Source organism: Tatumella ptyseos ATCC 33301, assembly GCF_000735525.1.
Classification (GTDB): Bacteria; Pseudomonadota; Gammaproteobacteria; order Enterobacterales; family Enterobacteriaceae; genus Tatumella; species Tatumella ptyseos.
The window spans coordinates 35,628-60,277 of the sequence record NZ_JMPR01000037.1; the positions used below are offsets into that span (position 1 = coordinate 35,628).

Annotated in this window: 26 protein-coding genes; 9 read left to right on the forward strand and 17 right to left on the reverse strand. The window is 53.0% G+C overall.

The genetic code is table 11. The annotated features are described in order from the left end of the window. Positions 1-55: 55 nt before the first annotated feature. Positions 56-1,048, reverse strand: coding sequence for a LacI family DNA-binding transcriptional regulator (locus GTPT_RS11630; protein WP_029989771.1), 993 nt, complete (start codon positions 1,046-1,048; stop codon positions 56-58). Between the two features lie 402 nt (positions 1,049-1,450). Here GTPT_RS11630 and GTPT_RS11635 point away from each other — a divergent pair, with 402 nt between their 5' ends. Together GTPT_RS11635 and GTPT_RS11640 are read left to right on the forward strand one after the other, a co-directional pair. Then, the gene (locus tag GTPT_RS11635; RefSeq protein WP_025901905.1) at positions 1,451-1,954 is read left to right on the forward strand and encodes a gluconokinase; all 504 of its coding nucleotides are present in this window, start codon (positions 1,451-1,453) and stop codon (positions 1,952-1,954) included. Between the two features lie 29 nt (positions 1,955-1,983). Further along, the gene (locus GTPT_RS11640) at positions 1,984-2,451 is read left to right on the forward strand and encodes a NanQ anomerase/TabA/YiaL family protein (protein ID WP_025901904.1); all 468 of its coding nucleotides are present in this window, start codon (positions 1,984-1,986) and stop codon (positions 2,449-2,451) included. Between the two features lie 118 nt (positions 2,452-2,569). Here the strand turns inward: GTPT_RS11640 and GTPT_RS11645 are convergent, their stop codons facing one another. Next, positions 2,570-3,331 carry a DUF481 domain-containing protein gene (locus tag GTPT_RS11645; protein ID WP_025901903.1) on the reverse strand — a complete coding sequence of 254 codons (762 nt, stop codon included), beginning with the start codon at positions 3,329-3,331 and terminating at the stop codon, positions 2,570-2,572. Between the two features lie 408 nt (positions 3,332-3,739). Here GTPT_RS11645 and GTPT_RS11650 point away from each other — a divergent pair, with 408 nt between their 5' ends. Then, positions 3,740-4,609 carry a fructosamine kinase family protein gene (locus GTPT_RS11650; RefSeq protein ID WP_029989769.1) on the forward strand — a complete coding sequence of 290 codons (870 nt, stop codon included), beginning with the start codon at positions 3,740-3,742 and terminating at the stop codon, positions 4,607-4,609. A 10-nt stretch (positions 4,610-4,619) separates the two neighbouring features. Here GTPT_RS11650 and GTPT_RS11655 read toward each other — a convergent pair whose 3' ends face one another. Continuing rightward, positions 4,620-5,156 carry a YniB family protein gene (locus GTPT_RS11655; RefSeq protein WP_025901901.1) on the reverse strand — a complete coding sequence of 179 codons (537 nt, stop codon included), beginning with the start codon at positions 5,154-5,156 and terminating at the stop codon, positions 4,620-4,622. A 169-nt stretch (positions 5,157-5,325) separates the two neighbouring features. Here GTPT_RS11655 and hxpB point away from each other — a divergent pair, with 169 nt between their 5' ends. From hxpB to GTPT_RS11670, 3 genes are all read left to right on the forward strand, one after another. Then, positions 5,326-6,009, forward strand: coding sequence for a hexitol phosphatase HxpB (gene hxpB / locus GTPT_RS11660; RefSeq protein WP_025901900.1), 684 nt, complete (start codon positions 5,326-5,328; stop codon positions 6,007-6,009). A 375-nt stretch (positions 6,010-6,384) separates the two neighbouring features. Continuing rightward, entirely contained in the window at positions 6,385-6,969 is a 585-nt protein-coding gene (locus tag GTPT_RS11665; RefSeq protein ID WP_025901899.1) for a metal-dependent hydrolase, read from the forward strand. 169 nt (positions 6,970-7,138) lie between these two features. Further along, complete coding sequence (locus tag GTPT_RS11670; protein WP_029989767.1) at positions 7,139-7,531, forward strand: DUF6515 family protein; 393 nt, start codon at positions 7,139-7,141, stop codon at positions 7,529-7,531. Positions 7,532-7,598: 67 nt separating this feature from the next. Here the strand turns inward: GTPT_RS11670 and osmE are convergent, their stop codons facing one another. Continuing rightward, positions 7,599-7,940, reverse strand: a complete 342-nt coding sequence (osmE, locus tag GTPT_RS11675) for an osmotically-inducible lipoprotein OsmE (RefSeq protein ID WP_025901897.1) — start codon at positions 7,938-7,940, stop codon at positions 7,599-7,601. 245 nt (positions 7,941-8,185) lie between these two features. On the opposite strand from osmE, the gene GTPT_RS11680 reads away from it, so the two are divergent. Together GTPT_RS11680 and nadE are read left to right on the forward strand one after the other, a co-directional pair. After that, positions 8,186-9,382 (forward strand): multidrug effflux MFS transporter, encoded by a 1,197-nt coding sequence (locus GTPT_RS11680; RefSeq protein ID WP_025901896.1) that lies wholly within the window; start codon positions 8,186-8,188, stop codon positions 9,380-9,382. Positions 9,383-9,449: 67 nt separating this feature from the next. Further along, a complete protein-coding gene (gene nadE, locus GTPT_RS11685; protein ID WP_029989765.1) occupies positions 9,450-10,277 on the forward strand; it encodes an ammonia-dependent NAD(+) synthetase in 828 nt (275 codons plus the stop codon). A 252-nt stretch (positions 10,278-10,529) separates the two neighbouring features. On the opposite strand, the gene spy is transcribed toward nadE, so the two are convergent. From spy to GTPT_RS11725, 8 genes are all read right to left on the reverse strand, one after another. Further along, on the reverse strand, positions 10,530-11,003 hold the full coding sequence (spy, locus tag GTPT_RS11690; protein WP_025901894.1) for an ATP-independent periplasmic protein-refolding chaperone Spy: 474 nt from the start codon (positions 11,001-11,003) through the stop codon (positions 10,530-10,532). Positions 11,004-11,247: 244 nt separating this feature from the next. Next, positions 11,248-12,231: a succinylglutamate desuccinylase gene (gene astE / locus GTPT_RS11695; protein ID WP_029989763.1), complete on the reverse strand. Its 984-nt coding sequence runs from the start codon at positions 12,229-12,231 to the stop codon at positions 11,248-11,250. 12 nt (positions 12,232-12,243) lie between these two features. After that, positions 12,244-13,578: an N-succinylarginine dihydrolase gene (gene astB, locus GTPT_RS11700; RefSeq protein WP_025901892.1), complete on the reverse strand. Its 1,335-nt coding sequence runs from the start codon at positions 13,576-13,578 to the stop codon at positions 12,244-12,246. Between the two features lie 21 nt (positions 13,579-13,599). Beyond that, positions 13,600-15,054 carry a succinylglutamate-semialdehyde dehydrogenase gene (gene astD / locus GTPT_RS11705; protein ID WP_025901891.1) on the reverse strand — a complete coding sequence of 485 codons (1,455 nt, stop codon included), beginning with the start codon at positions 15,052-15,054 and terminating at the stop codon, positions 13,600-13,602. After that, positions 15,051-16,082 (reverse strand): arginine N-succinyltransferase, encoded by a 1,032-nt coding sequence (astA, locus tag GTPT_RS11710; protein WP_025901890.1) that lies wholly within the window; start codon positions 16,080-16,082, stop codon positions 15,051-15,053. Before astA ends, astD begins: the two co-directional genes overlap by 4 nt. Then, on the reverse strand, positions 16,082-16,216 hold the full coding sequence (locus tag GTPT_RS17935) for a hypothetical protein (RefSeq protein ID WP_256360143.1): 135 nt from the start codon (positions 16,214-16,216) through the stop codon (positions 16,082-16,084). The genes astA and GTPT_RS17935 overlap by 1 nt, the downstream gene beginning before the upstream one ends. A 484-nt stretch (positions 16,217-16,700) precedes the next feature. Beyond that, positions 16,701-18,125, reverse strand: coding sequence for a YchO/YchP family invasin (locus GTPT_RS11720; protein WP_038011468.1), 1,425 nt, complete (start codon positions 18,123-18,125; stop codon positions 16,701-16,703). A gap of 148 nt (positions 18,126-18,273) precedes the next feature. Next, a complete protein-coding gene (locus tag GTPT_RS11725) occupies positions 18,274-18,945 on the reverse strand; it encodes a gamma-glutamylcyclotransferase (protein WP_025901887.1) in 672 nt (223 codons plus the stop codon). 468 nt (positions 18,946-19,413) lie between these two features. Here GTPT_RS11725 and chaA point away from each other — a divergent pair, with 468 nt between their 5' ends. Further along, positions 19,414-20,505: a sodium-potassium/proton antiporter ChaA gene (gene chaA / locus GTPT_RS11730; RefSeq protein WP_029989757.1), complete on the forward strand. Its 1,092-nt coding sequence runs from the start codon at positions 19,414-19,416 to the stop codon at positions 20,503-20,505. An 84-nt stretch (positions 20,506-20,589) separates the two neighbouring features. Here chaA and kdsA read toward each other — a convergent pair whose 3' ends face one another. The 5 genes from kdsA to prfA are packed head-to-tail and all read right to left on the reverse strand — an operon-like array spanning position 20,590 to position 24,612. Next, positions 20,590-21,444, reverse strand: coding sequence for a 3-deoxy-8-phosphooctulonate synthase (gene kdsA, locus GTPT_RS11735; protein ID WP_029989755.1), 855 nt, complete (start codon positions 21,442-21,444; stop codon positions 20,590-20,592). Positions 21,445-21,475: 31 nt separating this feature from the next. Further along, positions 21,476-22,285 carry an invasion regulator SirB1 gene (gene sirB1 / locus GTPT_RS11740; protein WP_025901884.1) on the reverse strand — a complete coding sequence of 270 codons (810 nt, stop codon included), beginning with the start codon at positions 22,283-22,285 and terminating at the stop codon, positions 21,476-21,478. Positions 22,286-22,287: 2 nt separating this feature from the next. Then, a complete protein-coding gene (locus GTPT_RS11745; RefSeq protein WP_025901883.1) occupies positions 22,288-22,680 on the reverse strand; it encodes a SirB2 family protein in 393 nt (130 codons plus the stop codon). A 1-nt stretch (position 22,681) separates the two neighbouring features. Further along, positions 22,682-23,530: a peptide chain release factor N(5)-glutamine methyltransferase gene (prmC, locus tag GTPT_RS11750; RefSeq protein WP_025901882.1), complete on the reverse strand. Its 849-nt coding sequence runs from the start codon at positions 23,528-23,530 to the stop codon at positions 22,682-22,684. Beyond that, positions 23,530-24,612, reverse strand: a complete 1,083-nt coding sequence (gene prfA, locus GTPT_RS11755; protein WP_025901881.1) for a peptide chain release factor 1 — start codon at positions 24,610-24,612, stop codon at positions 23,530-23,532. The genes prmC and prfA overlap by 1 nt, the downstream gene beginning before the upstream one ends. Positions 24,613-24,650 lie beyond the last annotated feature (38 nt).

The following is a 24,650-nucleotide window of genomic DNA, read 5'->3' on the forward strand; positions in this document are numbered from 1 at the left end:
GGGGTATCGGGGGGATATGGGCTCAGGAGAGTAGAGAAAAGAGTCAATCAGTCGGTTAAATGGTTTCTCCCATCGACAACCGGTAATGCAAATCGACCCGTTCGATGGTGGGCAGTCCCTGAATTTTTTTAATCAGGATCTCTGTGGCAACCTTGCCCATTTCAAAACGCGGCGTCAGTACGCTGGCAAGTTTCGGGGTCGTCACCTGACCGATTTCCAGGCCGTGGAACCCGGCAACGGCCAGCTGCTCCGGCACACGGATACCGCAGGCGGTGCATTCGCGCAGTACACCTACGGCGAGATCATCATTGGTGCACAAAATACCGTCCATCTCAGGATACATCTGACGTGCGAGGGTCATCATGCCCGCACCGATGGTGACGGATGAGACCTTGCCAGGGGTAATACGCCCGGGATGCAGACCTGCCTCCGCCATCGCCTGACAGTAACCGGCATAGCGTTGTTCATCCCGGAGATCAGCCATGGAACCAAAATAGATAATTCGCTTTTTTCCACTGGCCAGCAGCATACGTGTCATGTCCAGCCCGGCACGCTGGTTATCAAAACCGACATTAATCCGTTCGCTGTTTTCTGTCAGCCCCATGACTTCGGCCACGGGGATTTTTGCCGAGCGTAAATACTTCTCTGCACGTATGCTGTGCACGCTTTCTGTAAGCAACAAAGCTTTAACATTAAACGCCAGTACAGTCGCAATCTGTTCTTCTTCTTTCTGGCTGTTGTAGTCGTAGTTCACCACCAGTGTCTGGTAGCCTCTGGCCGCCGCGGCGGTTTCTACCCCGGCCAGCACATCAGCAAAAATCTGGTTATGAAATGAAGGTACCAGCACCCCAATGCGCGCAATCGCATTGCTGTTCATGGCGGCATTATCAGGATCAGTCTGAAAGCCCACCTCTTCGATAACGCTGGCAATACGCCGTGCCGTTTCCGGTTTCACTTTTTCGGGCGTACGTAAATACCGGCTGACGGTCATTTTTGTTACGCCTGCGAGAGTCGCAATATCATTCAGTGTGATGCGTTGCAATTTCATTCATTCTGCCAGTCAGTACCGGAAAGCGGTAATGTCATTATGCCTGTCCGAATCCGAAATGAAAATCTTCGCTTCGGGCCGTAAATGTCGGGATCTCCCACTGATTTTATGTCATCGATCACAGCACTTGTAACGTTGTTTTGTAACATCACTTTTTAGTGATCAGCATCACAGTTTAAACGTCGTGAAAAACGTGAGATAGGCTCTGTAACCCACAGCACAGAAGTCAGTCACTGGCCGGGCGGCCCATTCAGCCTCAGCAAGGCGCCGGCGACGGAACACTCTCCCGAAGCCAGACTGCGGTGACGACGCTTGTAGCATGGCCTGGACAGGCCGGCAAAAGCCACAATCCGCCGTTGAGTGAAGAACAGCATACCGTTGATAACCTGGAGGAATATGACTATGACAGGTCAGTGCATTATCGTGATGGGCGTGTCCGGTACCGGAAAATCTACGGTAGGCCAGGCGCTTTCGCGGGCCCTGAACGCCAAATTTATTGACGGGGATGACCTTCATCCCCGACAGAATATCGACAAAATGGCGGCCGGTCAGGCGCTGGATGATGCCGACAGGCAGCCCTGGCTTTGCCGGCTGGCCGATGTGATCTACAGCCTGGAACAGAAAAATGAAACCGGCGTGCTGGTCTGTTCTGCACTTAAAAAGTCTTACCGGGATCAGCTACGGGCGGGCAGTCCGCATGTGCGTTTTTTATGGCTGCAAGGCGATTTCGAGCAGGTAATGACCCGTATGCGTCAGCGCAGAGGTCATTTTATGCCGGAGACGCTGCTTCGCAGCCAGTTTTCCAACCTGGAAGCCCCCGGGAACGATGAGCCGGATGTCATGGCAGTAAGTATCATGCCACCGGTGGACAATATCGTCAGCCAGTATATGACCTGTTTGCGGTAACACACCGCCTGAACTCAGAGACGAATATTATGATCATTGATACCTTAGCCGCCGCAGCTGGAAATCCGCTTTATCCTGCCGCCATTCGTAAGATGCTGGCAACCATTATCGAAAGTGACCCGTACAGCCTGCCTGCCGGCCATTATCAGGTTCAGGGCAAACAAATGTTCTTTAATGTCGCTGAAGGGGAAACCCGTCCACTGGAAAACCAGAAACCTGAGTTTCATCGCCAGTATCTGGATATTCATATTGTGCTGGACGGTAATGAAGTGATTGGTGCCGGCGTTCGCGGACTGCCACTGGATCTGAGTGAACCTTTTAATGATGCACACGACCTTGGGTTCTGTGCAGCCATCCCGGGAGAGACTTTGATCCATCTACAGGCCGGTGAACTGGCAATTATTTTCCCGCAGGAACTTCACCGTCCGATGAGTACCTGTACCACACCGGCCGCCTTGCGGAAGATTGTCGCAAAAATCGACAGCGCACTGCTCTGAATTCCCTGAAAAGACTGAGCGCACTGCATCCGCCGGGATGGCCTGTCCCTGGTCAGGCTCCGGTAACGCTGAAAGTAAAAAGGCCCGCTATGCGGGCCTTTTTGTCTCATCTGTTGGCTTACATCGCGTAAGACAGCAGGACAGACGTTTTACTGTCGGTACGATCCGGCGCAGAAGATGGCGGATTGTTGTTCCAGGTCACATCATAGGCCACTTTCAGTGAGAAGTGAGAGTTAATCGCTACCTGTAAACCGGTTTCGGAGTTCAGAGTAGTATCATTTCCCAGAGTACTCAGTACGGATACACCCTGAATAAACTTGGTCGTATCTGTCAGCTGCCACTGGTAGCTCAGTGCACCGTAAGCCAGCGCTTTAGTCTGGTGACCACCATCATGATAGTCATCATAACGTACACCCGGACCCAATTCAGCACGCAGTGAATGTACAGGGCCGTTAAGGATCTGACGACCGTAACCGGCAGTCAGCGTATCGCGGCTATCGTAACCGTTAAAACGATCACTTAACCAGGTTGCCTGACCGAACAGGTAATCGCTGCTGTTCAGGTTATAACGTGAACGGCCACCCACAGAGTAGGTTTCAGAAGAACGTTGATCGTTGGATGAGGTATTCGACGCATTACCCCACAGGCTGTATGCCATCGCCTGCTGATACCAGGTCATATTGGTCTGAGCCGTCAGAGAGGAACTTCTGGTGTTACCGCTCTGGGCCAGATAGCCTGCAGACGCTGAGCCATCAAAAGGTGTTTTTGCGGTAGAAGGATCATCCATCGACGTAAATACTGAGTTATCAGCATATGCCTGCTGGGCGAACACTCCGGCGGTAAGCAGCAGCGCTGCTGAGATTTTATTGAATGCTTTCATTGAAAAACCTGTACTGACGACGTTGTTAAAAGCTAAGTCTGAACACTTTTAAATAGCGTGGCATGCTATTTACCCGAGTTTGTAAAAAAGCATGTATCCACTTTACTTGTCAAAAAAAAGTGACAGGCCTTAGCGTGATTCAGAGTGATCTGAATAGTAGCAGGTATGATAGACGCGAATACAAAAATAGAAAGCATATTTATAGAAAATACTGGCCGGAATGTTGCTAAGTATAACGTTAATTAAATACAAATTAATTTTAGCAAACAGATTTAATGCTTAAGCCGCTGATGTACCGATCCGCCCCGCCGGCAATAAAAAATTCACACCGGTGAGATCCGGCTGCTGGAATCTCTGGTTCAATGCAGGTTACAATTCGACCACACAGCGAAAAGTGAGGACAACACTATGTGGTCAGCCATTCATCGACTGTTAGAAGAGCAACAACGCGACTTTGCAGGAATATCTCATTACCATCAATGCGACGGAGGTGAAGTTAACCAGTCCTGGCAGCTGGTAAGCGGCAATACGCACTATTTTATTAAATCCAACCATCGCGAGATGCTTCCCCGCTTTATCGAAGAGGCAGACCAGCTTGCTTTGCTGGCCCGGACCGGGTGCGTCAGGGTCCCCGAAGTTTACGGCAGCGGTACCTCGCGACATCATAGTTTTCTTATTCTGGAATATCTTCCTCCGGCGCCATTGAGTAAAGTTTCCGCGTCCCTGCTCGGTGAACAACTTGCCAGGCTCCATCAGTGGGGTGAACAGCCCAAGTTTGGTCTTGATTTTGATAATTCAGTGACACTGTCACCTCAGCCCAATCACTGGCAGAAGCGCTGGTCCTCTTTCTTCGCGCAACAACGCATCGGCTGGCAACTGGAGATAGCTGCCGGGAAAAAGTTATTCTTTGGCGATACGGAACAAATCATTGCCAGTGTGTCGCGATGTCTGGCAAATCACCATCCCTCTCCCTCCTTATTGCATGGGGATCTCTGGCCGGGACATTGCGCTGAAGCACATAATGCGCCCTGGCTGTTCAATCCCTCATGTTACTGGGGAGACAGGGAGTGTGATCTCGCTTTGTGGCAAACGGACAATGTGTTAACTGCCCCGCTGCTCAATGCTTATCAGCAAATCAGCCCGTTGCCTGAGGACTATACAGACCGGCAACCGGCCTACCGGTTATACTATTTACTGAACCGTGCCTGTGCTTTCGGAGGCTCCTGGCAGGAAGAAGCGCAACAGGTGATTGATAACCTGTTGCGCGATTATCGTTGATCGCGGTAATTCAGAGGAAGCCGGTGAGTCGCAGGGCAAAGTACCCGATGACAATCACAATCACCGGCAGAATGTACAAATGAAAATACTGCCTGAAAATAGAGTGATTTTGTGTCTGCAGTTTTTCGGTCAGTTGCTTACGGGTCAGACCACCGCCTTCTTTAACCTGTTCAAGGATGAGCTGATCATCAATGCTTTCTTTAATAAAACAGGACTGGCGCCACATGCGGTCACCCGAAGCCTGTAAGGCCAGCCCGACAAAAATCATGAAGTAAATCACCCAGAACAAAACATCGGCCTGTGTCCCGAAGTCCGGGACCGGTGAGTTCTGCCATAAAAAGCTCAGAAACGGCGTGTTAAATTTCACCATATTGATCATGACATGAATGAAATCTGTTAATACCGCATCGATACCGGGTTGGTTATCACTGTGGATGTACAAATAGTTCATGAGTGATATCAGGGTCGATATCACAGCAGGAATAAATAACAACCAGCCGGCAACTTTTTTGCCGATGGCGATCCTGCCTGTTTGTTGATAATTCATGCTCTCTCCTGCAGCGGTTTTTGTGATACAAGTCTACCTGCGCCCCGGTTATTTTTCCTGTTTTATACCGCTAAAATAATAATTCCTGAGATATTTCATACAACCGGACGCATAATTTTCGTTACCCTGTTAGTTTTTTGCAATGTTTTAACCATTCACGGAGGGTTTTATGGCCTATCATCGCCCGGTCAAAGCAGCAATATTTGATATGGACGGATTGCTGATCAACTCGGAACCGTTCTGGCATCAGGCTGAACTGGACGTATTCTCACGTGCTGGCATCGATATCAGCCTGCGTGACTCCTTACCGGAAACCACAGGATTACGTATCGACCAGGTGGTCAGACTTTGGTTTGATGCGGGCAATATCCGCCATCTGAATGCTGAAGAGATCACACAGCAGATTATCGCTGAGGTGGCAGAGAAAATTCGCCAACAGCGCCCGCTGATGCCGGGTGTCCGTGAAGCTCTGGAGATGTGTCGCGAATGTGGTTTTAAAATCGGCCTCGCTTCCGCCTCTCCGCTGAGTTTAATTCAGAGCGTCCTCGAACTATTTTCTCTGCAGCCTTATTTCGACGCGGTCGCTTCCGCAGGCGAACTTCCTTACAGCAAACCTCATCCTCAGGTGTATCTGAATGCCGCAGCAGCACTGGCGACAGACCCGTTACATTGCGTGGCTCTGGAAGACTCACTTAACGGTATGGTTGCGGCGAAAGCCGCAAGAATGCGTACGCTGGTCGTGCCTGCCGCTGCAGAAGCCCATTTGCCCGTCTGGAGTCTGGCACACGCCCGCGTAGACTCCCTTAATGATCTGACACCGGATCTGTTGGGCTACTTACCGGCTATCCGCTGAGCCGGTGCAGGGAGCCAAGGCTCCCTGCGGTCAGACGACAGACTTCTGTACGCCGCGTTAAAGGTCTTCTCCCGGGCACGAACGATCACACGTGAGGATCATGACTTCCGGGGGGAATTCCGACTCTCCGCCCGGCTCCCGACGTAACCAGCATCACTGACTCAGCAGTGTTGGTATCCTTTTCTGTTATCTGCGCCGCCTGTGCAGAAATTTCCGTGGCCTTTCCCTGCGCTTCATCGCCCCCGCAGGAGCGGAGTTTTCTCTGCTTGTGTCAATGTCATTTATTATTTGTTACAGCGTCACATATACCTTTTCGCTGTATAAATCCCTATACTGTATACATTGACAGTTAATCAGGAAGTTGCAGGATATCTCATGACGGCCGAAGGCCATATTCTCTTCGCTGTTGCCAGCGCCATTATTGCTAAACGCAGCGATCTGACCCCCGTTATTGCCCACGCAGACTGGTGGCATTTACTCCCGGCAACATTACTGACATGTCTGCTGCCGGATATTGATCACCCTTCGTCCCTGCTCGGCAGACGTTTACGCTGGATTTCTGTCCCGGTCTCCCGTGCATTCGGTCACCGGGGATTTACCCATAGCCTGATAGCCATCGTCGCCGGATTGTGGTTGTTGCATTTGAAACTGCCGGAGGCTCTGTGGCTGCCCGCTGACGTGATGCAGGGAATGGTCCTGGGTTATCTGAGCCATATTGTCGCCGATATGCTGACACCCGCGGGTGTGCCTCTGCTATGGCCCTGTCGCTGGCGGTTTCGTTTTCCGGTGTTACAGCCGCAAAAAAGTAATCTGCTGGAACGATGGTTCTGTATCACCTTGGTTGCCTGTGCGGTATTACTGCCAGGTCCTCTGACGAAACAGGTCGTCAGCACGACCGGCAAACAAATTTATTCAACCGCTATCGATTGGCAAAAACAGCTGACGCAGTCCCTGCATTAACCGCTGTACGGCGGCATAGTGAATGTTGAGTAAAGAAGTGCCAGGCGTAACGGGGAAGCCCGTTAAGAAAGCGTTAATTAGTGTAATGGAAGGAAAAATCCGAGCTATAACCCTTGAGTTTTCGGGTATGCGCGCCGATCATTTGCTCAATTATTGTCGGAGATAGAATATGAAAAAAGTTATCCCATCTCTGCTGGCGTTAACCCTGACTATGCCAGGTATAGCGCTGGCTTACCCGCATGGTCCCGGCCCTGGTTTCGGCGGCCCTGGCCCCGGTGGCGGGCCAGGCTGGCATGGTGGTCCCGGCCCTGGCGGCGGCTTTCTGCCTGACTTAGCGACCGGAGTTCTGATAGGCGGCCTGACCTACTATCTTCTCAACGGTATTTATTATCAGCGTCAGGGGAATGACTATGTCGTGGTCAACCCGCCTCCACAGAGTACACCGCAACATCTGCAGGTGCTGGACTTTAACGGTAAACGTTATTATGTGCAGGCAGGCCATTATTATCAGCGTAATATCGACGGTGATTATATCGAGGTCCCGCGACCTGATGGTTTGTAGCCACAGAGCATCCTGAACAGACAAAAGGCCAGTCATAATGCTGGCCTTTTGTCGTATTAGCGAAGGATCAGTTCGCTTGCGGTGCCTGGGGATCTGTGTCGTATTCGCTGCAGCTCTGGAAGCCGTAATTCATCACATGTCCGGTCTCGTTATAGCTGACAAAATAGGTCAGCGGTTTACCTTCGCTCTGACCAATAATGTAAGTATCGCAGGTTCCACGGGCATGGATCATGGTGATCACGGAGGCCGGTTGCCCGCCGATATGGCGAACCTGGTCACGTGTCATTCCTTTTTTGACGTCTTTTACCACGGGTTTGGTGACATAGCTTTCTGCCTGATGATACGTCGTACAGCCGGAAAGAATAGCCATGACAGCGCCGGCTGCGATAAGTCCGGTGAATTTATGCATTATTTACCTCACTGTAATCGTAATACACAATAAGAGATCAGATGAGCTGTTCAACTGACGTCCTTAAAGTGTAATAGGTAATAACGATAAAACAAATGGTTAGCATGGACTGACGCGCCTTAAATCGATATTCTCTTGCAGAGTCCATCGCGGGAAACCAGCGTGCCTCTGGCCTCTGACAGAGATAATCTGTTAATTTTCATACTTATGTTACTCAACGGAAACACCATAGATTCAGAGGAAAAATGTACAAAGCCCCCCCGCACCGTTTCTCTTTTGTGCTGATCCTTGGCCTGATGGCCGGACTCGGCCCTTTATGTATTGATTTATACCTCCCCGCGCTGCCACAACTGGCCGATAGTCTGCATATTGCGACGGCCAGCGCACAGCTTAGCCTGACCGCAGGTCTGCTGGGCCTCGGGCTCGGGCAACTGCTTTTTGGCCCGATGAGTGATAAGTACGGGCGAACGTTGCCGCTGGCATTGTCATTACTGCTACTGCTGTTAGCCTCCATCGCCTGTTCAATGGCTCATAGCCTGGATCAGCTACTGATTGCCCGCCTGTTCCAGGGGGTGGGTGGCGCCGGAGGGGCGGTATTATCCCGTGCCATCGCCCGGGATATGTACAGTGGTCATGAACTGACTCGCTTCTTTGCTATGCTGATGCTGGTGAATGGTCTGGCCCCGATTGCGGCTCCGGTGATTGGCGGCGCACTGATGAACATTATGAACTGGCGCGGAATTTTCCTGGTTCTGTCCGGTATTGCCATTCTGCTGGTGACCCTCAGTCGTTTACATATTCATGAAACGCTGCACCCGGAAAAACGTAGCCAGGGTTCTCTGCTTTCTGCCTGGGGTGCACTGGGGAAGGTGATCACCCACCGCCCGTTTATGGGCTTTTGCCTGACGCAGGGGTTTATGATGGCGGGTATGTTTGCCTATATCGGCGCATCACCGTTTGTCCTGCAACAGATTTACGGAATGTCACCGCAAACCTTCAGCCACTGCTTTGCACTGAACGGGCTGGGCCTGGTGATTGCCTCACAAACCAGCGCCCGTCTCAGTCCGCGACTGGGAGAATACCGGGTGCTGAAAGGCGGACTGACACTGGCGTTTGTCGCGTCTCTTAGTCTGTTGATTGCCGGCATTATGCACGCGCCGTTACCGGTGATACTGTTTACCTTGTTCTTCAGCATTGCCAGCAATGCCGTCATTTCCACCACGGCATCTTCTCTGGCGATGCAGAGTCAGGGTAAACGCGCCGGCAGTGCCTCTGCGGTGATCGGAGTCACGATGTTCACGCTGGGTTCCCTGAGTATTCCTGTCACAGGACTGGGCGGAACATCGGTTATCAGTATGACATCGACGATTTTTGGCTGTTTTATGCTGGCGATACTGATGTTTACCTTTGTGGCAAAAAAACCTGTGGCCGCGGTAAAATAAACAGACCGCACAGAAGGAATGTTGTAACACGGCGGTCCCGCACCGCCCCTGAACCGAGGAGTCCTGTATGACATTACAACAAGAAATTATCCGTGCACTGGGTGTAAAACCGGTGATTGATGTTCAACAGGAAATACGCACCAGTGTGGATTTCCTCAAGTCCTATCTGAAAACCTACCCCGGGCTAAAAAGTCTGGTATTAGGGATCAGCGGCGGTCAGGATTCAACCCTGACCGGTAAACTTTGCCAGACGGCAATTTCAGAACTGCGTGCTGAAACCGGTGATCAGGATTACTGTTTTATTGCTGTGCGTCTGCCTTACGGCGACCAGGCCGACGAGCAGGATTGTCAGGATGCGCTGCATTTTATCCAGCCGGACAAAACACTGACCGTCAACATTAAAGAAGCCGTGCTGGCCAGCGAGCGCGCGCTGAAAGAGGCCGGAATTGTGTTATCTGATTTTGTGAAGGGGAATGAAAAAGCCCGCGAACGAATGAAAGCACAATACAGTATTGCCGGGATGACCCACGGTGTGGTTGTGGGAACCGACCATGCCGCCGAAGCTGTGACCGGCTTTTTTACCAAATACGGTGACGGCGGTACCGATATCAACCCTATCTTCCGCCTGAACAAAGGTCAGGGCAAACAGCTGCTGAAGCAGCTTGGCTGTCCTGAGCACCTCTACCTGAAACATCCGACAGCGGATCTGGAAGACGGACGTCCGGGCCTGCAGGATGAGGTAGCTCTGGGAGTGACTTATGCCCTGATCGATGCCTATCTGGAAGGTAAAACGATAGCGCCTGAAGCGGCGAAAATCATCGAAGGCTGGTACCTGAAAACAGAACACAAACGTCAGCCACCCATCACGGTCTTCGACGACTTCTGGAAAAAATAGTCACCTTGCGGACAACGTCAAAAACCACCTTCTGAGAAGGTGGTTTTTTTATGCTTCCGGCGCGGGGTCTCTGTCACTTTCCGGTCGCCCACCGGGATCGGCCTGATAGTATTGATTCCGTCTCCTGCCGGTACGCTCAGAGTGGCCTGATAACAACGCCCCCTCATGATAATAAAACCGCCATAATGGCTGACGGCGTTTCCTGTCCGTCAGCCCTCAGGGCGGTCTCAGGGGATCTATGTTGTGCCGCAATTAGCCAGCGGAATTCTGTGGCGCATGTCCTTTATGGTCATGTTTTTCGGTCAGATGACGCTCAAAGTCTTCGTTGTACTGTTTCTTCTGTTCCGGAGTCAGGACGTTGTACAGTTTGTTTTCTGTCTGCAGCCGCTGGAATGCACGATCTTTAGCACCCGCGGCCTGGCTGGCCGCTTCAGCTTCTGCTTTTGCCTGATCGAAACTGTCTGATGCGACTATCTGATGAGCCGCACGGCGCTGCTCAACTGACGGACGTTTCATCTGCTGATGGCTCTGCTTCATGATCTCACGCACCTGCTGTTTCTGGGCATCCGTCAGCTTAATGCCATGGAAGAAGTCAGGTCCGTGAGGATGCATCGGACGGTGCTGGGAAGCCGGAGGAGGCGTCAGATTTTCGGCCTGCGCGTGTACCACACTGGCAGCACCAAAGGCCAGTGATGTTGCCAGGATCAGTGAAGTGAGTTTACGCATAGAGTCATATCCTTAATGTTTTTAGTTGTCTGACGATGTCTGTTGACACTGTCGTCGTCAGAACCCACTTTACGCCTGCCAACGTCAATTATTCAGAGGCTGCGTAAAACACTGAAAACATAAATGTGAAAAAATCCGCAATCGTGGAGAAAAAATGAGGAAGCCGCAGCAGAGTGATAAGAAAGTGTATGGCAGAAAGGGGAACAGCCCGGCAAAACCGCCTCCGGGCTGAGATTTTCCGGGTTTATGGCTCTTCTTCCAGCATCAGCCCTGCCCGCAGGCCAAATGCCACCCGGGGGTTAGGAAACAGTACCCGCTCGCCTTGCGGATGCTGCACTACCTCAGTGTGATCGCCGTCTTCAGTCAGTACCGTCCCTGCAGGAAACCATGTAAAGTTCGGCGTCGTGTCTGTCATATGCAGATGAAAATGTTCGCCGGTACGGGTTAACTGCCTGATCACCCGGAAACAGCGTGGCGGGCTTTCCGGCGCCTCCGGAGTTCCGGTATCACCACAGATCCTGGCCCGCAGTGCCCTCCGGGCACGATCAAATTCCGACAGCTGATTACAACCAAACGGCAGTGCCTTCCCAAGCTCCAGGGTACAGCTCTCCGCTTCCGTCATATGGCAGGTATAGTGGCTGAAGGTCCCGCCCGGGGCCTGATGGAAAACCAGCGCTTCCAGACCGGCACGGCCCAGCCAGTCGATAAAGGGCGCATTCCGTGGTCGGGGGCTTGCCGGCAACAATCCGAATTGCGGGTAGAGTGATCCGCGAATAGCCGTATGCAAATCGAGATGCCAGCAGACTGACTGTGCTTCATCCCCGCGACGGAAGTCACAGACCGCCTGCTCTAACTGCGCTGCACGCTGCGATTCATCGCAGGAGGGTAATGTGTCCCGGTAACCTGAAAACAGGCGATTCAGATCATAATCGATATAGCGCACACCCTGACGTATTGCCTGCGGATTCCCGAAGATCACCAGCAATCGCTGCGCAACCGGACATTCGCCGGCCAGTAATTCCGTCACCAGCTGATTCAGGATCTCTATTGGCGCGGTTTCGTTACCGTGGATCCCGGCAGAAATAATCAGCGATCCCGGCTCACGGGGTGTGCGGGGGGTAAACTCCAGTATCCCCTCCCCTGTTTCACGCCAGTAAAGTGTGGCATTTTCTCCCTCTCCCGGCAGAGCCGGCTGCCCGGATAACATGCCCTGAAGATAATCGGTCATTCGTTTTTATCCTTACTGTGATTGCCGGAAGTCATACACCGCCCCGAGGTTCAGTATGCCCGTCAGTTCATCCAGAGCCTGATAATTTTCCGTCAGTAGTTGCGGGTCCGCCAGGTCATCCGCCGTCAGCCGGTCACGGTAAAATTTCCGTGCCCAGGCCGTCAGCCGGGCATAGAGTGCATCATTCATCATGACAGCCGGGTTGACGGCCTGACGTTCTTCTTCTGTCAGAGTAACCCGCAAACGCAGACACGCAGGCCCGCCGCCATTACGCATGCTTTCGCGCAGATCGAAGACCTGTAAATCGGTGACCGGATTGTCATCGGCCAGCAGCTGTTGCAGATATTGCCATACTGCCGGATGTTCACGGGCTTCCTGCGGCAGCACCAGCGACATACTGCCATCTTTCCGGCTCAGTAACTGGCTGTTAAAGAGATAGGTTTTTACTGCATCACTGACCGTCACGGCCTCATCCGGCACCACCAGCGGATGAAACTCAGGCAGGCGTTCCCGGAGGGTATCAAAAAGTGCCTGTTGTCCGGTAAAGGCATGTTCATGACAAAAAAGCACTTCGCGGTGACTGACGGCAATCACATCATTATGAAACACTCCCTGATCGATCACCGCGGGGTTCTGTTGTGCATAAAGGGTTCTTTGCGGATCCAACTGGTGCAGCCTCGCTACCGCTTCACTGGCCTGACGGGTCTGTCGGGCAGGATAGCGTACCGGCCCGTCGGATGGCTTTCCGGCATCATAACCGTACACAAACAGCTCCAGCCCCGGATCGCCTGCGCGGTGATACAGACGGTTATGATTTGCCGCCCCTTCATCGCCGAAGGCCGGGGTCTGGGGTAAAGCGTCATGAACAATAAACCGCCGTTCATCGGCGAATAGCGCACGCAGTATTGCTGTCGTTCCCGGGGCTTCAGACATCCGGTGCAGTTTATTATTCAGGTTCGCGACCGTGAAATGTACTCGGTTATCGGCAGTATCTGCTGAAGGCGATACGGTGGCGGCATTTGCCACCCACATGGAGGAGGCAGAACAGGCGGCGGATAAAAGCTCCGGGGCCTGTTTACGGGCTTTTTGCAGTATCTGTACATCATTGCCGGTAAAACCTATCTGCCTCAGCAGGCGCAGATCCGGACGAGCCACTGGCGGGATCACGCCCTGCACAAACCCCTGGTCCGCGAGGGCTTTCATTTTCTCCAGCCCCTGCAGCACGGCTTTCAGCGGATTGGACGGCTGATACTGATGACGGGCAGAAGCCTCATTCCCGAAGGATAATCCGGCATAATGGTGTGTCGGCCCCACCAGGCCGTCAAAATTGGCTTCTGTCACCTGCATATCTCTGTTCATTGCGTATCCTTAACGTGAAAAATCGAGACCCGGCGGCAGTGTTTCCGGTAATGTTAACTGCGGGCTTTCCAGTGAGGCCATCGGCCAGGCGCAATAGTCTGCCGCATAAAAAGCGCCGGGACGGTGATTACCGGACGCGCCTACCCCGCCGAAAGGTGCATTACTTGCAGCCCCGGTCAGCGGTTTATTCCAGTTAACGATCCCTGCCCGCGCCCGTTTTTGCAGCAATAAAAACTGCCGGCGATCCGCTGAGATCAGCCCGCAGGAAAGGCCATAGCGGCTGCGGTTAGCCAGGGTGATCGCTTGTTCAAAGTCGTCATAACGGATAACGTTCAGTAACGGCCCGAAGACTTCCTCATCCTCCGCCGCTGGCAGACCCGTGATATCGATGATCCCCGGATAAATCAACGCAGAGTCCGGGTCCGGCCAGCGCATCCTGAGCAAGACCTCCCCTCCGGCCTGTTCGGTCTGCTGCCAGTGCTGCCAGATATGAGCGGCCGCGGCGGGTGAGATCACGCTGCCCATAAAGGGTTCAGGCAGGGCATCCCAGGCGGCCGGGACAATTTTTCCGGCGACCTCTGTGAGCCTGGCGAGAAAACGGTCCCCCTGCGGACCCCGCCTGACCAGCAGGCGGCGGGCACAGGTGCATCGCTGACCGGCGCTGATAAAAGCAGATTGCAGGGTAATGTTGACCGCGGCATCAATATCCGCAGGATCTTCGACGATCAGTGCATTATTCCCCCCCATCTCCAGCGCCAGAATCACCTCCGGTCGTCCCGCAAACTGGCGATGGATCTGATAGCCGGTGGCGGCACTGCCGGTAAAAAGTACCCCGGCCAGCGAAGGCTGCGCCAGTAGTGCCTGCCCCGTTTCTTTACCTCCCTGGATCAGGTTAATGACCCCGGCGGGGAGTCCGGCTTTCAGCCAGCACTCCAGCGTCAGTTGAGCCGTCGCAGGCGTCAGTTCACTGGGTTTGAATACCACGGTATTCCCGGCCAGCAGGGCAGGAATAATATGTCCGTTCGGCAGATGGCCCGGAAAGTTATAGGGGCCGAACACCGCCATCACGCCATGGGGACGGTGATGCAAACTGCTGTCCTGCGTTTCGATGTCGCCGGTCCGCTGATGCCATGACCGTACCGAGATGTCGATCTTGTTGATCATGGAGGTCACTTCACTGGCGGCCTCACGGCGGGGTTTTCCGGTTTCCCTGCCTATGCAGGCGGCCAGCGATTCCTGATGTTTTTCGAGTTCTTTTCCGAAACGGTTAACCACCGCCAGCCGCTCACTGAATTCCCGTGCGGCCCAGTCGTCGAATACCTCAGCGGCGGCCTGACAGGCCGCGGCAACGTCTTCTTGTGCCGCACAGTGTCCCTGCCAGATAACCTCACCGCTGACCGGGTCATATTTTGTCAGAGTGCTACCCCGGCCGGTCAGCCATTGGCCATTGATCAGTAATGTCATAAACGGGCTCCTTGCGGGTTAAGAGAGACTACGCGTACCGGGTCACCGGCAGCTATCTGTAACCGGGCAGCGCAGGCAGGCGGGATCAACAGCGTTTCAGCCTGCGGGTCGACGGGCAGCAGCATGGCCCGGAAATGGTGGTAGTCCATACCGGCGACCAGACAAAGCGGATGCTGTTCGCCGGGTGTCCCTGTGACGGCAGACATCACCCTGCTCTGATTAACCGCACGGATTGCCGGTAACTCACATTCCAGCGTCGGGCCGCCATCAAAAATATCCACATAGTTCTGATAGCGGAACCCTTCAGCTTCCAGTAACGCCCTGGCCGGTGCCGTCTGCTCATGAACCTTACCTATGACCGCCTGAGCCTCTGCGCTCAGGTAGTGGATATATAGCGGGTGTTTTGGCATCAGCTCTGCAATAAACGCTTTATGCCCGGTACCGCTGAGAAAATCTGCCCGGCTGAAATCCATCGAAAAAAAATGGCTGCCGACACTGTCCCAGAACGGTGAATTACCGGCGTCATCGAGTACCCCGCGCATCTCCGCGACGACCTGCGGAGAGAACGCCTCCGGAAAGCAGGCCATAAACAAAAAGCGTGATTTCGACAGCAATTGGCCGTTCTTACGGATCCGGTAGTCCGGGTCCAGAAATAATGAACAGAGTTCGGTCGCTCCGGTGTGGTCATTACTCAGTGATAATGTCGCCAGCGGATTATAAATATCCAGCTGGCGTGAGGCATGAACCAGCGACCCTACGCGGTAGTTGTACCAGGGCTCTTCCAGGCCGACCGCGACTTCTATCGCACTGATCCCGGCAATCACGCCGTTTTCGGTATCCTCCAGAACAAACACGTATCCCTGCTGCGCCCGGCATCGCTCTCCCTGCCATGTCTCCACTGAGCGCTCAATACGCTCTGCCAGGGTCTTCTCATCCTGAGGCAGGGACGTCAGCCCCCCACCGGTTTTCTTAGCAAGCCTCATCAGGCCAGCCAGGTCTGCATGGCATACCGGACGGATCACCATCATCAGTCATTCCTCCCTGACAGAACGGAACCGTCGATTGCGGGCAGACGCTTACCGGCCTGGCCCGGCAAGGCAATACCGTCACCGTCCGGATATCTGGCGGAGGTTTCTTCGTTGCGGATAGGGTGTGGTCTCATGAGCGTCTCCGGACTGAATATCAAAAACGATTATTTACATGTCAGCCTCAGACAGGCTGGATTCAGTACAGATTGCAGTTAACGTGCCAGAGCGTCATAAAATGCATAAAATTATCAACATTAAAATAAATCAATGGGTTACGTTATTACTGTATTCACTTTTTATGAATAAAAAATGAATAGTACGATGACGGGATAAGACAGGCCGAGCGGAGAAGAGCAGATTTATGCAAAAAAAGGAAAAATTATTTATTTGCTGATTTTTATCACTTTCAGGAATAAAAAATACCGGACAGCGCACCTTTCAGGTGCAGGTGGCTGCCTTCCCCGGCAAACAGTGAACCAAAACAGTGCGACCGCCCACACTATAAACACACAGGCCCCCCGCCGCTGGCTGGCAGCGGGAACGAAAACGGACAGATTTGCAGTACAGATAGCGGATTGAGATCGGGCCACCGGCCGGTAGCGATCCGCTCACTACGGCTCAAGGTGCCATCAGATCATACTGTTCAGGATTGACCGTATCATCCAGTTGCATAGGCGGGGTCAGCTTCAGCGTAATGGTATTAGACGTCACCGTATTATGATTATTCGTTACCGTAACAGCGAGGTGATATTCATTCGTCGCCTGCGGGTCATTATTCCAGGCCGGCATAATAATGCTCCAGCCCCGGGTCCCTGTGGCATCCGCTGGTGGTGTCAGGCTGAGCGCACGGGTATCGCCTTCCCAGTGGATCGATGTGATGTTTTTATCCGGTGTCACCTGCAATTTCAGCATCAGGCTCTCCCCTGCGGATAACTGCCAGGGAGGGGTTGCGAGGAACACACTCAGTGAACTGCGTTTACGATAACTCAGTACCGGGCTGTTATTACGACTGACAACATCAAACCGGCTGCCCCGAAGTGAACGGGCCGCCGCCACCGCATCCGGTGACAGTTGCTCACGTAGCGACTCGCCAAAATGGTAATTAAACTTCAGACCAAACAGATCCTGGCTCTCGCCACCGGTTCCCGTTTTATGGCTGGCCGAAAACGTTACCAGCGGTACCGGCGTATAGGTGACCCCCAGCGAAAGCGCGGAAGGATTATGGTAATAGTTACCACTATCGAAGGCATCGATATTATCCCCCAGATATTGCTGCCAGCTTACCGTGACGCCGAGTTGCCGGTAAAAGGGCAGATATCCCTGACTGTTAATATCATAACCGCGTGCCATTCGGGCCATCTGTGTGGCATTGACATCACGCCAGCCGGACAGTGGCTGATAGTAGTTTGCAGAAAAACGGAGAAAACTTCCCCAGGCTTCCGAACCGACTGAGGCCCGGTTCAGCGCCTTATTAAACAGGTGATCGAGGAAGGCATTATAACCAAACAGCCAGTCACCGGCTCCCCAGCGCTGTCCCAGTCCGACACTGCCTGTCGTCCCGGGTGAGCTGTCGCTGAGTACCACTTCACTGAATGTCAGGTAGCGATCATTTTCTGCCAGCGGGCTAAGCAGTGAGGCTGAAGTTCCGTCAAAATTCCCGTCGATATCCACATTCAGATCCACACTGGCATGACCGTAAGGCGAGAGCAGAGACTGGCTTTCCTGGTTCAGCCGCTTCCCCAATTGGTCGCGGAAATGATCAAACGCCCAGAGTCCGGCGCTATGTCCGAGACTGGTATCAGTATCACTATTATTCGCGGCAGCAATAGCCTGAGCAATTTCAGCCAGCTGGCGTGAAAAATCGTTGCTTACCGCACTGCTGCCTAAATCAGGAAGCTGATCGGCTTCTTTGGCAAAGCGGGCTGCAGAATCATCAAACGGTGTTTCTGAGAGGGTCGGGTCACTGTCAGCCCTGGCAGTGAATTGTGCTGAAAGAAGCAGTGTGACGAAACAGCAAAGGAGACGGGATCTGTTTAAGGGCATAAATAATATTAACAGCTTCCGGTAGAAAGATTCTCTGACGATGAACAACCTGAATACTCTGATCAGTGTGAACGCACAGTATATCATAGCCTGCCGGAAGGTATAACGTTCAGCGCAATTCCCGCACAATGAGGCCATCGGCGGCAGGTCAGTACGCGTCCTGTTCCGGACAACAGGCTCTGACCTGCGAGGCAAGCATGTTCAGTTTCTCATCCGGTGCACCGAGCGCGGCCAGACTGTTGACCAGTTCATAAAGGTAGCGGGCATTGGTGCCGAGTGGCCCCCGGGCTGCAGCGATCAGCGGTGCGATAATGGCAGGCGAGTCATCCGGTTCATACAAAGGATGTTCAGTATTAATGGTAAATACCAGTGCCGTGATCTCACGGCCATTGTCCAGTGTCACTTTCTGCCAGCGCGGGCAGTAACAACCGGTGATCATCTCCCGCTTCCAGAGTAATTCCAGTTCTGTGGCCCGGGTCGTCTCATTCAGGCGGAACACCAACCCGCGGGTTTGTCCTCCGGCCTTTAAGGCCAGCATACGGCCAGGGGTACAACCGGTACCCCGCCCGGCAATCAAACGAATACAAAAGGCACGCTGCCAGCCGTCCAGCTGCGCCGGTTGAACTTCACGGTAGTCAAGTACCGGATTCCACATCAGTGAACCGTAACCGAAGACCCAAATCGGCTCGCGGGGAGGGAGTTCTGCCAGAAAACGGCTCAGAGAGGCTTTCCGCTGTTCCGTACTCAGTACCAGATGCGGCTCAATACTGCCAAACGACGACTGGCAATCAGCATTAATCAAAAAATCCCGGGTCAGCACATTCCCTCCCTTCTCGTTCTGCTTTTTCAGTGAAACCCGGTGTTATCATTACAGCAAACAGCCAGTTATGTGAAGTGCTTCACAAATAATAACTCTTTATCCTGACAACAAATCAGATTCATTGAACGTCTTTCCCCGGGTTCTCCCCGAAAAGAAGCCTTAAATGAAAACCTCAACCCGGAACAGAGAGGTTAATCCTATAAAACACAGCAAAACACCAATGAAAGGTAAACAAACCATAAAATATTATGGGTTAATGATTTATAAAAATTAAGAATAAACAGTCACCTCAGAAGAATATCTCCTGAAAAAGAAGACAACACTGTAATAAGGTAAAATACCGTAAAAAAACCTATCAATACTACAGATAAATGATACTATTATTGACAGTTACTATGCCGCATACGTTTTATCCGACAGCCTTACCCCCTAAGAAGATAGTTCATTTTTAACGCGTGAGGAAACAGAATGCCAGCGCATGAAAAAACCCGACACACGGAATATTCTCTTATTTTCCCGATAGTGGCATTGATCGTACTTTGGTTTTTTAGTCATCAGACTTCATTACCTATTGTGATCGCTATCAACCTGCTGACACTTGTCGCTATCCTGTGCAGCGCTTTCAGCGTGGTACGTCATGCCGACGTACTGGCACACCGGCTGGGTGAGCCTTTCGGCTCGCTGATCCTGACGCTGTCGGTGGTTATCCTGGAAGTGAGTCTGATTTCGGCATTAATGGCGACCGGTGGCGCGACTCCGGGCCTGATGCGCGATACGCTGTATTCAATCATTATGATTGTGACCGGCGGGCTGGTCGGTTTTGCTCTGCTGCTCGGTGGCCGTAAGTTTGCCACCCAATATGTCAACCTCGCGGGCGTAAAGCAGTACCTGATTGCGATTTTCCCGCTGGCCATTCTGGTGCTGGTGTTTCCGAATGCCTTACCGGGCGGTAACTTCAGCACCGGACAGGCACTGCTTATTGCGCTGGTCTCTGCTGCGATGTATGGCGTTTTCCTGCTGATCCAGACGAAAACGCATCAGAGCCTGTTTATCTATGAGCATGAAGATGACAGCGACGACGGTGACCCGCATCACGGCAAGCCCTCTGCCCATAGCAGCGGATGGCATGGTCTGTGGCTGGTCATCCACCTGCTGGCGGTGATCAGCGTGACTAAAATGAATGCGCCGGTCCTTGAACAACTGCTGGGCGATTTACACGCACCGCAGCAGTTTACCGGGTTCCTGATTGCCTTGCTGATCCTCTCTCCTGAAGGGTTAGGCGCGATAAAAGCCGTCCTGGCCAACCAGGTTCAGCGGGCGATGAACCTTTTCTTCGGGTCGGTACTGGCCACCATCTCGCTGACCGTGCCGGTTGTGACGCTGATATCGGTGATCACCGGTCAGTCGCTGATTTTCGGGCTGGAAGCCCCGCAGATGATTATCATGTGCAGTGTGTTGCTACTGAGTCAGATTTCCTTTTCTACCGGCCGGACCAATGTTCTTAACGGTGCTGCCCACCTGGCTCTGTTTGTCGGTTATCTGATTACCGTCATGCTGTAGTCCGCTATCGCGTCCGGTACTCCTCCGGAATAACGCAAAAAAAACGCTGTCATCTGACAGCGTTTTTTATGGCCTCTGACCCGCTTATTTGCTGGTATCCAGCGCCGGGAAAGATTTCACCACATCATCAATAGCTTTCATCTGGACCAGGAGAGGCTCCAGTTTATCCAGCGGTAATGCCGAAGGACCGTCACATTTCGCGTTCACCGGGTCCGGATGCGCTTCAATAAACAGACCGGCAATCCCCACCGCCATTCCGGCGCGAGCCAGTTCAGCAACCTGTGCACGACGCCCGCCGGATGCCGCACCGAAGGGGTCACGGGTTTGCAGCGCGTGAGTCACGTCAAAAATCACCGGGGAATTGCTGGAGACTTTTTTCATTACATTAAAGCCCAGCATATCCACGACCAGATTGTCATAGCCAAAGTTACTGCCACGATCACACAGGATAACTTTATCGTTACCACCTTCAGCAAACTTATCGACGATATTGCCCATCTGACCCGGGCTGATAAACTGCGGTTTTTTAACGTTGATAACCGCACCGGTTTTTGCCATCGCTTCAACCAGATCAGTCTGGCGGGCTAAAAAGGCCGGTAACTGGATCACATCAACCACTTCGGCAACCGGCTGCGCCTGTGCTGCTTCATGCACATCAGTAATAATTTTTACGCCAAAAGCGGCTTTCAGTTCAGCAAAAATCTTCATCCCTTCTTCCAGGCCCGGGCCACGGTAAGAATGGATTGAAGAACGGTTTGCCTTATCAAACGAGGCCTTAAACACATAAGGGATCCCCAGCTTATCTGTCACTTTGACGTAGTGTTCGCAGATACGCATGGCCAGGTCGCGGGACTCCAGCACGTTCATACCGCCGAACAGCACAAACGGCAGATCATTAGCTACCTTGATGTCACCGATGGCGACGACTTTCTCTGTCATACTGTTGTTCCTATAGTTACTGATGCGCTGCTCAGTGCAACGTCACTTGTTTATTCTCAATCGCGTGGATTTGAACTTTAATCATCTCACTGACCGGATCTTCAGGACACTGCTCTATAAAATACGTTAAATCATTTAACGCAATATGTTCACATTCCAGTTGTGCGTAAATCAGGCCCCGGTCACGGATTTCGTAGGGATCTTCCGGGTCCATGTTTAACAGCACTTCACTGACCTGTAAGGCCAGTTCCAGCTGCTGCTCTGCCATCAGAGAGGCTTTCAGCGTATCCAGCATCTTGCGGACCACCGTGGCATTATCTGCCTCCTCCAGGTCTTCATCGTATAACCCGGAGGTCGGCCCCAGAGTGCCCTTAACCCAGACGTCGAGCGTATGTTCGTCCAGCGTCTCGCCGTTAAAGGGATTGATCAGCCACATCTCTCCGTCGACCCAGTCGGCCCGCGCAATCAGCTGGGTCGGGAAAATAACCGGTAACAGGGGTAATGAAAGTTCTCCGGCAATGAACAGTAATAAAGCACCGAGAGAAACCGCCGTTCCCTGACGGGTTTTTAACACATTATCCAGCCACAGGGCATCAGACAAACGGTAAATCCCGCTGGCCCCGGTAAACCCCCACTCCCGATAGAAGAGATCCATCAGCTGTTCCAGCTGCTGTTCCTGGTCCACATCGGTTGAGACATGCGTTCTGGCCTCAGCCACCATCTCTGCCAGCCGGGTGTGCACTTCCTGCGTCGGGAAATCCGGGCGAACACCGGCCATTACCGTCATCATGGCTTCACACAGGGAACATTCACTGAAATCGTAATTCATTGTCGTACTCATTATCACACCGCCAGCAGCATTTTTTGTGTTGCCAGGCTGACAATGATCCCGACCATAATCAGTGCCGCGATAAAGGCAACGCCCCTGACCGGGAGTGAATACTGGCGACGACCGAAGGCGATAAACCCAAGGCCGATATACAGCACCACGGCAAAAAGCTTCTCAGTCAGCCAGCCGTTGCCTTCGGTAAACGGATACTGATGGGTGATCAGCACCAGCAGTATGCCGCTCAGTAACAAAAAGGTATCAACGATATGGGGCACTATTTTTACCCAGCGACGATCTGACATGGCAGAATGTGCCGCTTTCCAGTAAAAGCGCAGAATAAAAAGCGCAACAGAGAGAAACACTGTCAGCAGGTGAATAGATTTAACTAACGGAAAAAGAGTGTACATATCAGCTCATTGTAGTCGGTTTAATATACTGTCCATAGGTGACACGGGGATTACCGCCATAATCGGCGCGTGTGCTCACCTGGCGGAACCCGGCGTCTGTCAGTAATGCTCTGACCGCAGCATCCTGCTGCCAGCCGTGTTCCAGTACCAGCCAGCCTTCGGGAAGGAGCCAGTCGCGGCTCTTATCGATAATAATCCGTAAATCTGCCAGTCCCCCCTCATCGGCGACCAGCGCACTCAGAGGTTCAAAACGGACATCCCCTTGCTGCAGATGTTCATCCGTCGCATCGATATACGGGGGATTACTGACAATCACGGCAAACCGACTGGCTGTCAGGGCATCAAACCAGTGACTTTGCAGAAACCGGCAATTGGCAAGCGACAGCAGGGCCGCATTCTCCTGCGCCAGCGCAACGGCTTCCGCAACACGATCCACGCCGGTGACCTGACAATCCCCCCGCTCTTTGCCCAACGCCAGGGCGATAGCACCGGTCCCGGTCCCCAGGTCAAGCAGCGGCGACGGAGACTCCGGGATAAGTTCAAGCGCAACCTCGACCAGGACTTCCGTGTCCGGGCGGGGGATCAGAGTGCTGTTATTCACTTTTAGCGGCAGTGACCAGAATTCGCGTTCCCCCAGCAGGTGCGCTACCGGTTCCCCGGCCTGGCGGCGCTGCAACAGCCCCGCCAGCACGGATAACTGCGCGTCCGTCAGCCGGGTATCGTCAAACGCGATAATCCAGCTACGGGGTTTGCCGAGCACAAAGCCCAGCAGGATTTCAGCATCCCGTTTCGGGCTGTCACTCTGAGCTAAAACGGTCCGGCTCTGTGTCAGCCACTCACGTACAAGCATTAGTCCTGGCCTGCCAGTGCGGCCAGCTGATCGGCCTGATATTCCTGAACAATCGGTTCTATCAGGCTATCGAGTTTCCCTTCCATCGTTTCATCCAGACGGTAGATAGTCAGGTTAATACGGTGGTCGGTCACACGGCCCTGCGGGAAGTTATAGGTGCGGATACGGTCAGAACGATCACCGCTACCCAGCAGGTTACGGCGCGCAGAGGCCTCAGCTTCGTGACGTTTGGCCATTTCAGCGGCATGAATACGAGCACCCAGCACCGACAATGCTTTCGCTTTGTTTTTATGCTGTGAACGCTCGTCCTGACATTCCACCACGATCCCGGTCGGTAAGTGGGTGATACGGATGGCTGAATCGGTGGTGTTAACGTGCTGTCCGCCGGCGCCGGAAGAACGGAAGGTATCGATTTTCAGATCCGACGGATTGATTTCCGGTAATTCAGCGTCCGGGATTTCCGGCATGATGGCCACCGTGCAGGCAGAGGTATGGATACGCCCCTGTGATTCGGTTTCCGGCACACGCTGTACACGGTGCCCTCCGGATTCAAATTTCAGTCGTCCGTAAGCCCCCTCACCGACGATTTTGGCGATCACTTCTTTATAACCCCCGTGTTCACCCTCACTGGCGCTGACAATCTCTACCCGCCAGCGGCGGGTTTCAGCATAACGGCTGTACATACGGAACAAATCACCGGCAAAGAGTGCCGCTTCATCCCCGCCGGTACCGGCACGGACTTCAACAAAGCACGGACGTTCATCATCAGGATCTTTAGGCAGTAACAGCACCTGCAGATCCTGTTCCAGCTCCAGACTTTGAGCCTTTGCCTGCTGTAATTCATCCGAGGCCATTTCCCGCATTTCCGGGTCGTCCAGCATCAGGGTTGCGGTTTCGATATCTTCCTGAACTTGCTGCCACTCACGGAAGCATTTCGTCACATCAGTCAGCTGTGAATATTCACGCGATAAGGCCCGGAAACGCTCCTGGTCGGAGATAACGCCGGCATCACCCAGTAACGCTTCCACTTCTTCATGACGTTCCTGCAGCGCTTCGAGTTTAGCAACAATTGATGTCTTCATGTATTTGAGGTTTATCCGATAACTGAAAAGGGCAACCC

What these genes read in the sequence shown, in the direction of transcription:
- GTPT_RS11665 (WP_025901899.1), top strand. Translation starts at nt 6,385, where the DNA reads ATGACGGCCGAAGGCCATATTCTCTTCGCTGTTGCCAGCGCCATTATT.
- prfA (WP_025901881.1), bottom strand. Translation starts at nt 24,612, where the DNA reads ATGAAGACATCAATTGTTGCTAAACTCGAAGCGCTGCAGGAACGTCAT.
- sirB1 (WP_025901884.1), bottom strand. Translation starts at nt 22,285, where the DNA reads ATGAGTACGACAATGAATTACGATTTCAGTGAATGTTCCCTGTGTGAA.
- GTPT_RS11680 (WP_025901896.1), top strand. Translation starts at nt 8,186, where the DNA reads ATGTACAAAGCCCCCCCGCACCGTTTCTCTTTTGTGCTGATCCTTGGC.
- hxpB (WP_025901900.1), top strand. Translation starts at nt 5,326, where the DNA reads ATGGCCTATCATCGCCCGGTCAAAGCAGCAATATTTGATATGGACGGA.
- GTPT_RS11650 (WP_029989769.1), top strand. Translation starts at nt 3,740, where the DNA reads ATGTGGTCAGCCATTCATCGACTGTTAGAAGAGCAACAACGCGACTTT.
- nadE (WP_029989765.1), top strand. Translation starts at nt 9,450, where the DNA reads ATGACATTACAACAAGAAATTATCCGTGCACTGGGTGTAAAACCGGTG.
- astA (WP_025901890.1), bottom strand. Translation starts at nt 16,082, where the DNA reads ATGATGGTGATCCGTCCGGTATGCCATGCAGACCTGGCTGGCCTGATG.
- spy (WP_025901894.1), bottom strand. Translation starts at nt 11,003, where the DNA reads ATGCGTAAACTCACTTCACTGATCCTGGCAACATCACTGGCCTTTGGT.
- astE (WP_029989763.1), bottom strand. Translation starts at nt 12,231, where the DNA reads ATGACCGATTATCTTCAGGGCATGTTATCCGGGCAGCCGGCTCTGCCG.
- osmE (WP_025901897.1), bottom strand. Translation starts at nt 7,940, where the DNA reads ATGCATAAATTCACCGGACTTATCGCAGCCGGCGCTGTCATGGCTATT.
- GTPT_RS17935 (WP_256360143.1), bottom strand. Translation starts at nt 16,216, where the DNA reads ATGAGACCACACCCTATCCGCAACGAAGAAACCTCCGCCAGATATCCG.
- GTPT_RS11640 (WP_025901904.1), top strand. Translation starts at nt 1,984, where the DNA reads ATGATCATTGATACCTTAGCCGCCGCAGCTGGAAATCCGCTTTATCCT.
- astD (WP_025901891.1), bottom strand. Translation starts at nt 15,054, where the DNA reads ATGACATTACTGATCAATGGCCAATGGCTGACCGGCCGGGGTAGCACT.
- GTPT_RS11670 (WP_029989767.1), top strand. Translation starts at nt 7,139, where the DNA reads ATGAAAAAAGTTATCCCATCTCTGCTGGCGTTAACCCTGACTATGCCA.
- GTPT_RS11630 (WP_029989771.1), bottom strand. Translation starts at nt 1,048, where the DNA reads ATGAAATTGCAACGCATCACACTGAATGATATTGCGACTCTCGCAGGC.
- chaA (WP_029989757.1), top strand. Translation starts at nt 19,414, where the DNA reads ATGCCAGCGCATGAAAAAACCCGACACACGGAATATTCTCTTATTTTC.
- GTPT_RS11720 (WP_038011468.1), bottom strand. Translation starts at nt 18,125, where the DNA reads ATGCCCTTAAACAGATCCCGTCTCCTTTGCTGTTTCGTCACACTGCTT.
- GTPT_RS11655 (WP_025901901.1), bottom strand. Translation starts at nt 5,156, where the DNA reads ATGAATTATCAACAAACAGGCAGGATCGCCATCGGCAAAAAAGTTGCC.
- GTPT_RS11645 (WP_025901903.1), bottom strand. Translation starts at nt 3,331, where the DNA reads ATGAAAGCATTCAATAAAATCTCAGCAGCGCTGCTGCTTACCGCCGGA.
- kdsA (WP_029989755.1), bottom strand. Translation starts at nt 21,444, where the DNA reads ATGACAGAGAAAGTCGTCGCCATCGGTGACATCAAGGTAGCTAATGAT.
- GTPT_RS11635 (WP_025901905.1), top strand. Translation starts at nt 1,451, where the DNA reads ATGACAGGTCAGTGCATTATCGTGATGGGCGTGTCCGGTACCGGAAAA.
- astB (WP_025901892.1), bottom strand. Translation starts at nt 13,578, where the DNA reads ATGCAGGTGACAGAAGCCAATTTTGACGGCCTGGTGGGGCCGACACAC.
- GTPT_RS11745 (WP_025901883.1), bottom strand. Translation starts at nt 22,680, where the DNA reads ATGTACACTCTTTTTCCGTTAGTTAAATCTATTCACCTGCTGACAGTG.
- prmC (WP_025901882.1), bottom strand. Translation starts at nt 23,530, where the DNA reads ATGCTTGTACGTGAGTGGCTGACACAGAGCCGGACCGTTTTAGCTCAG.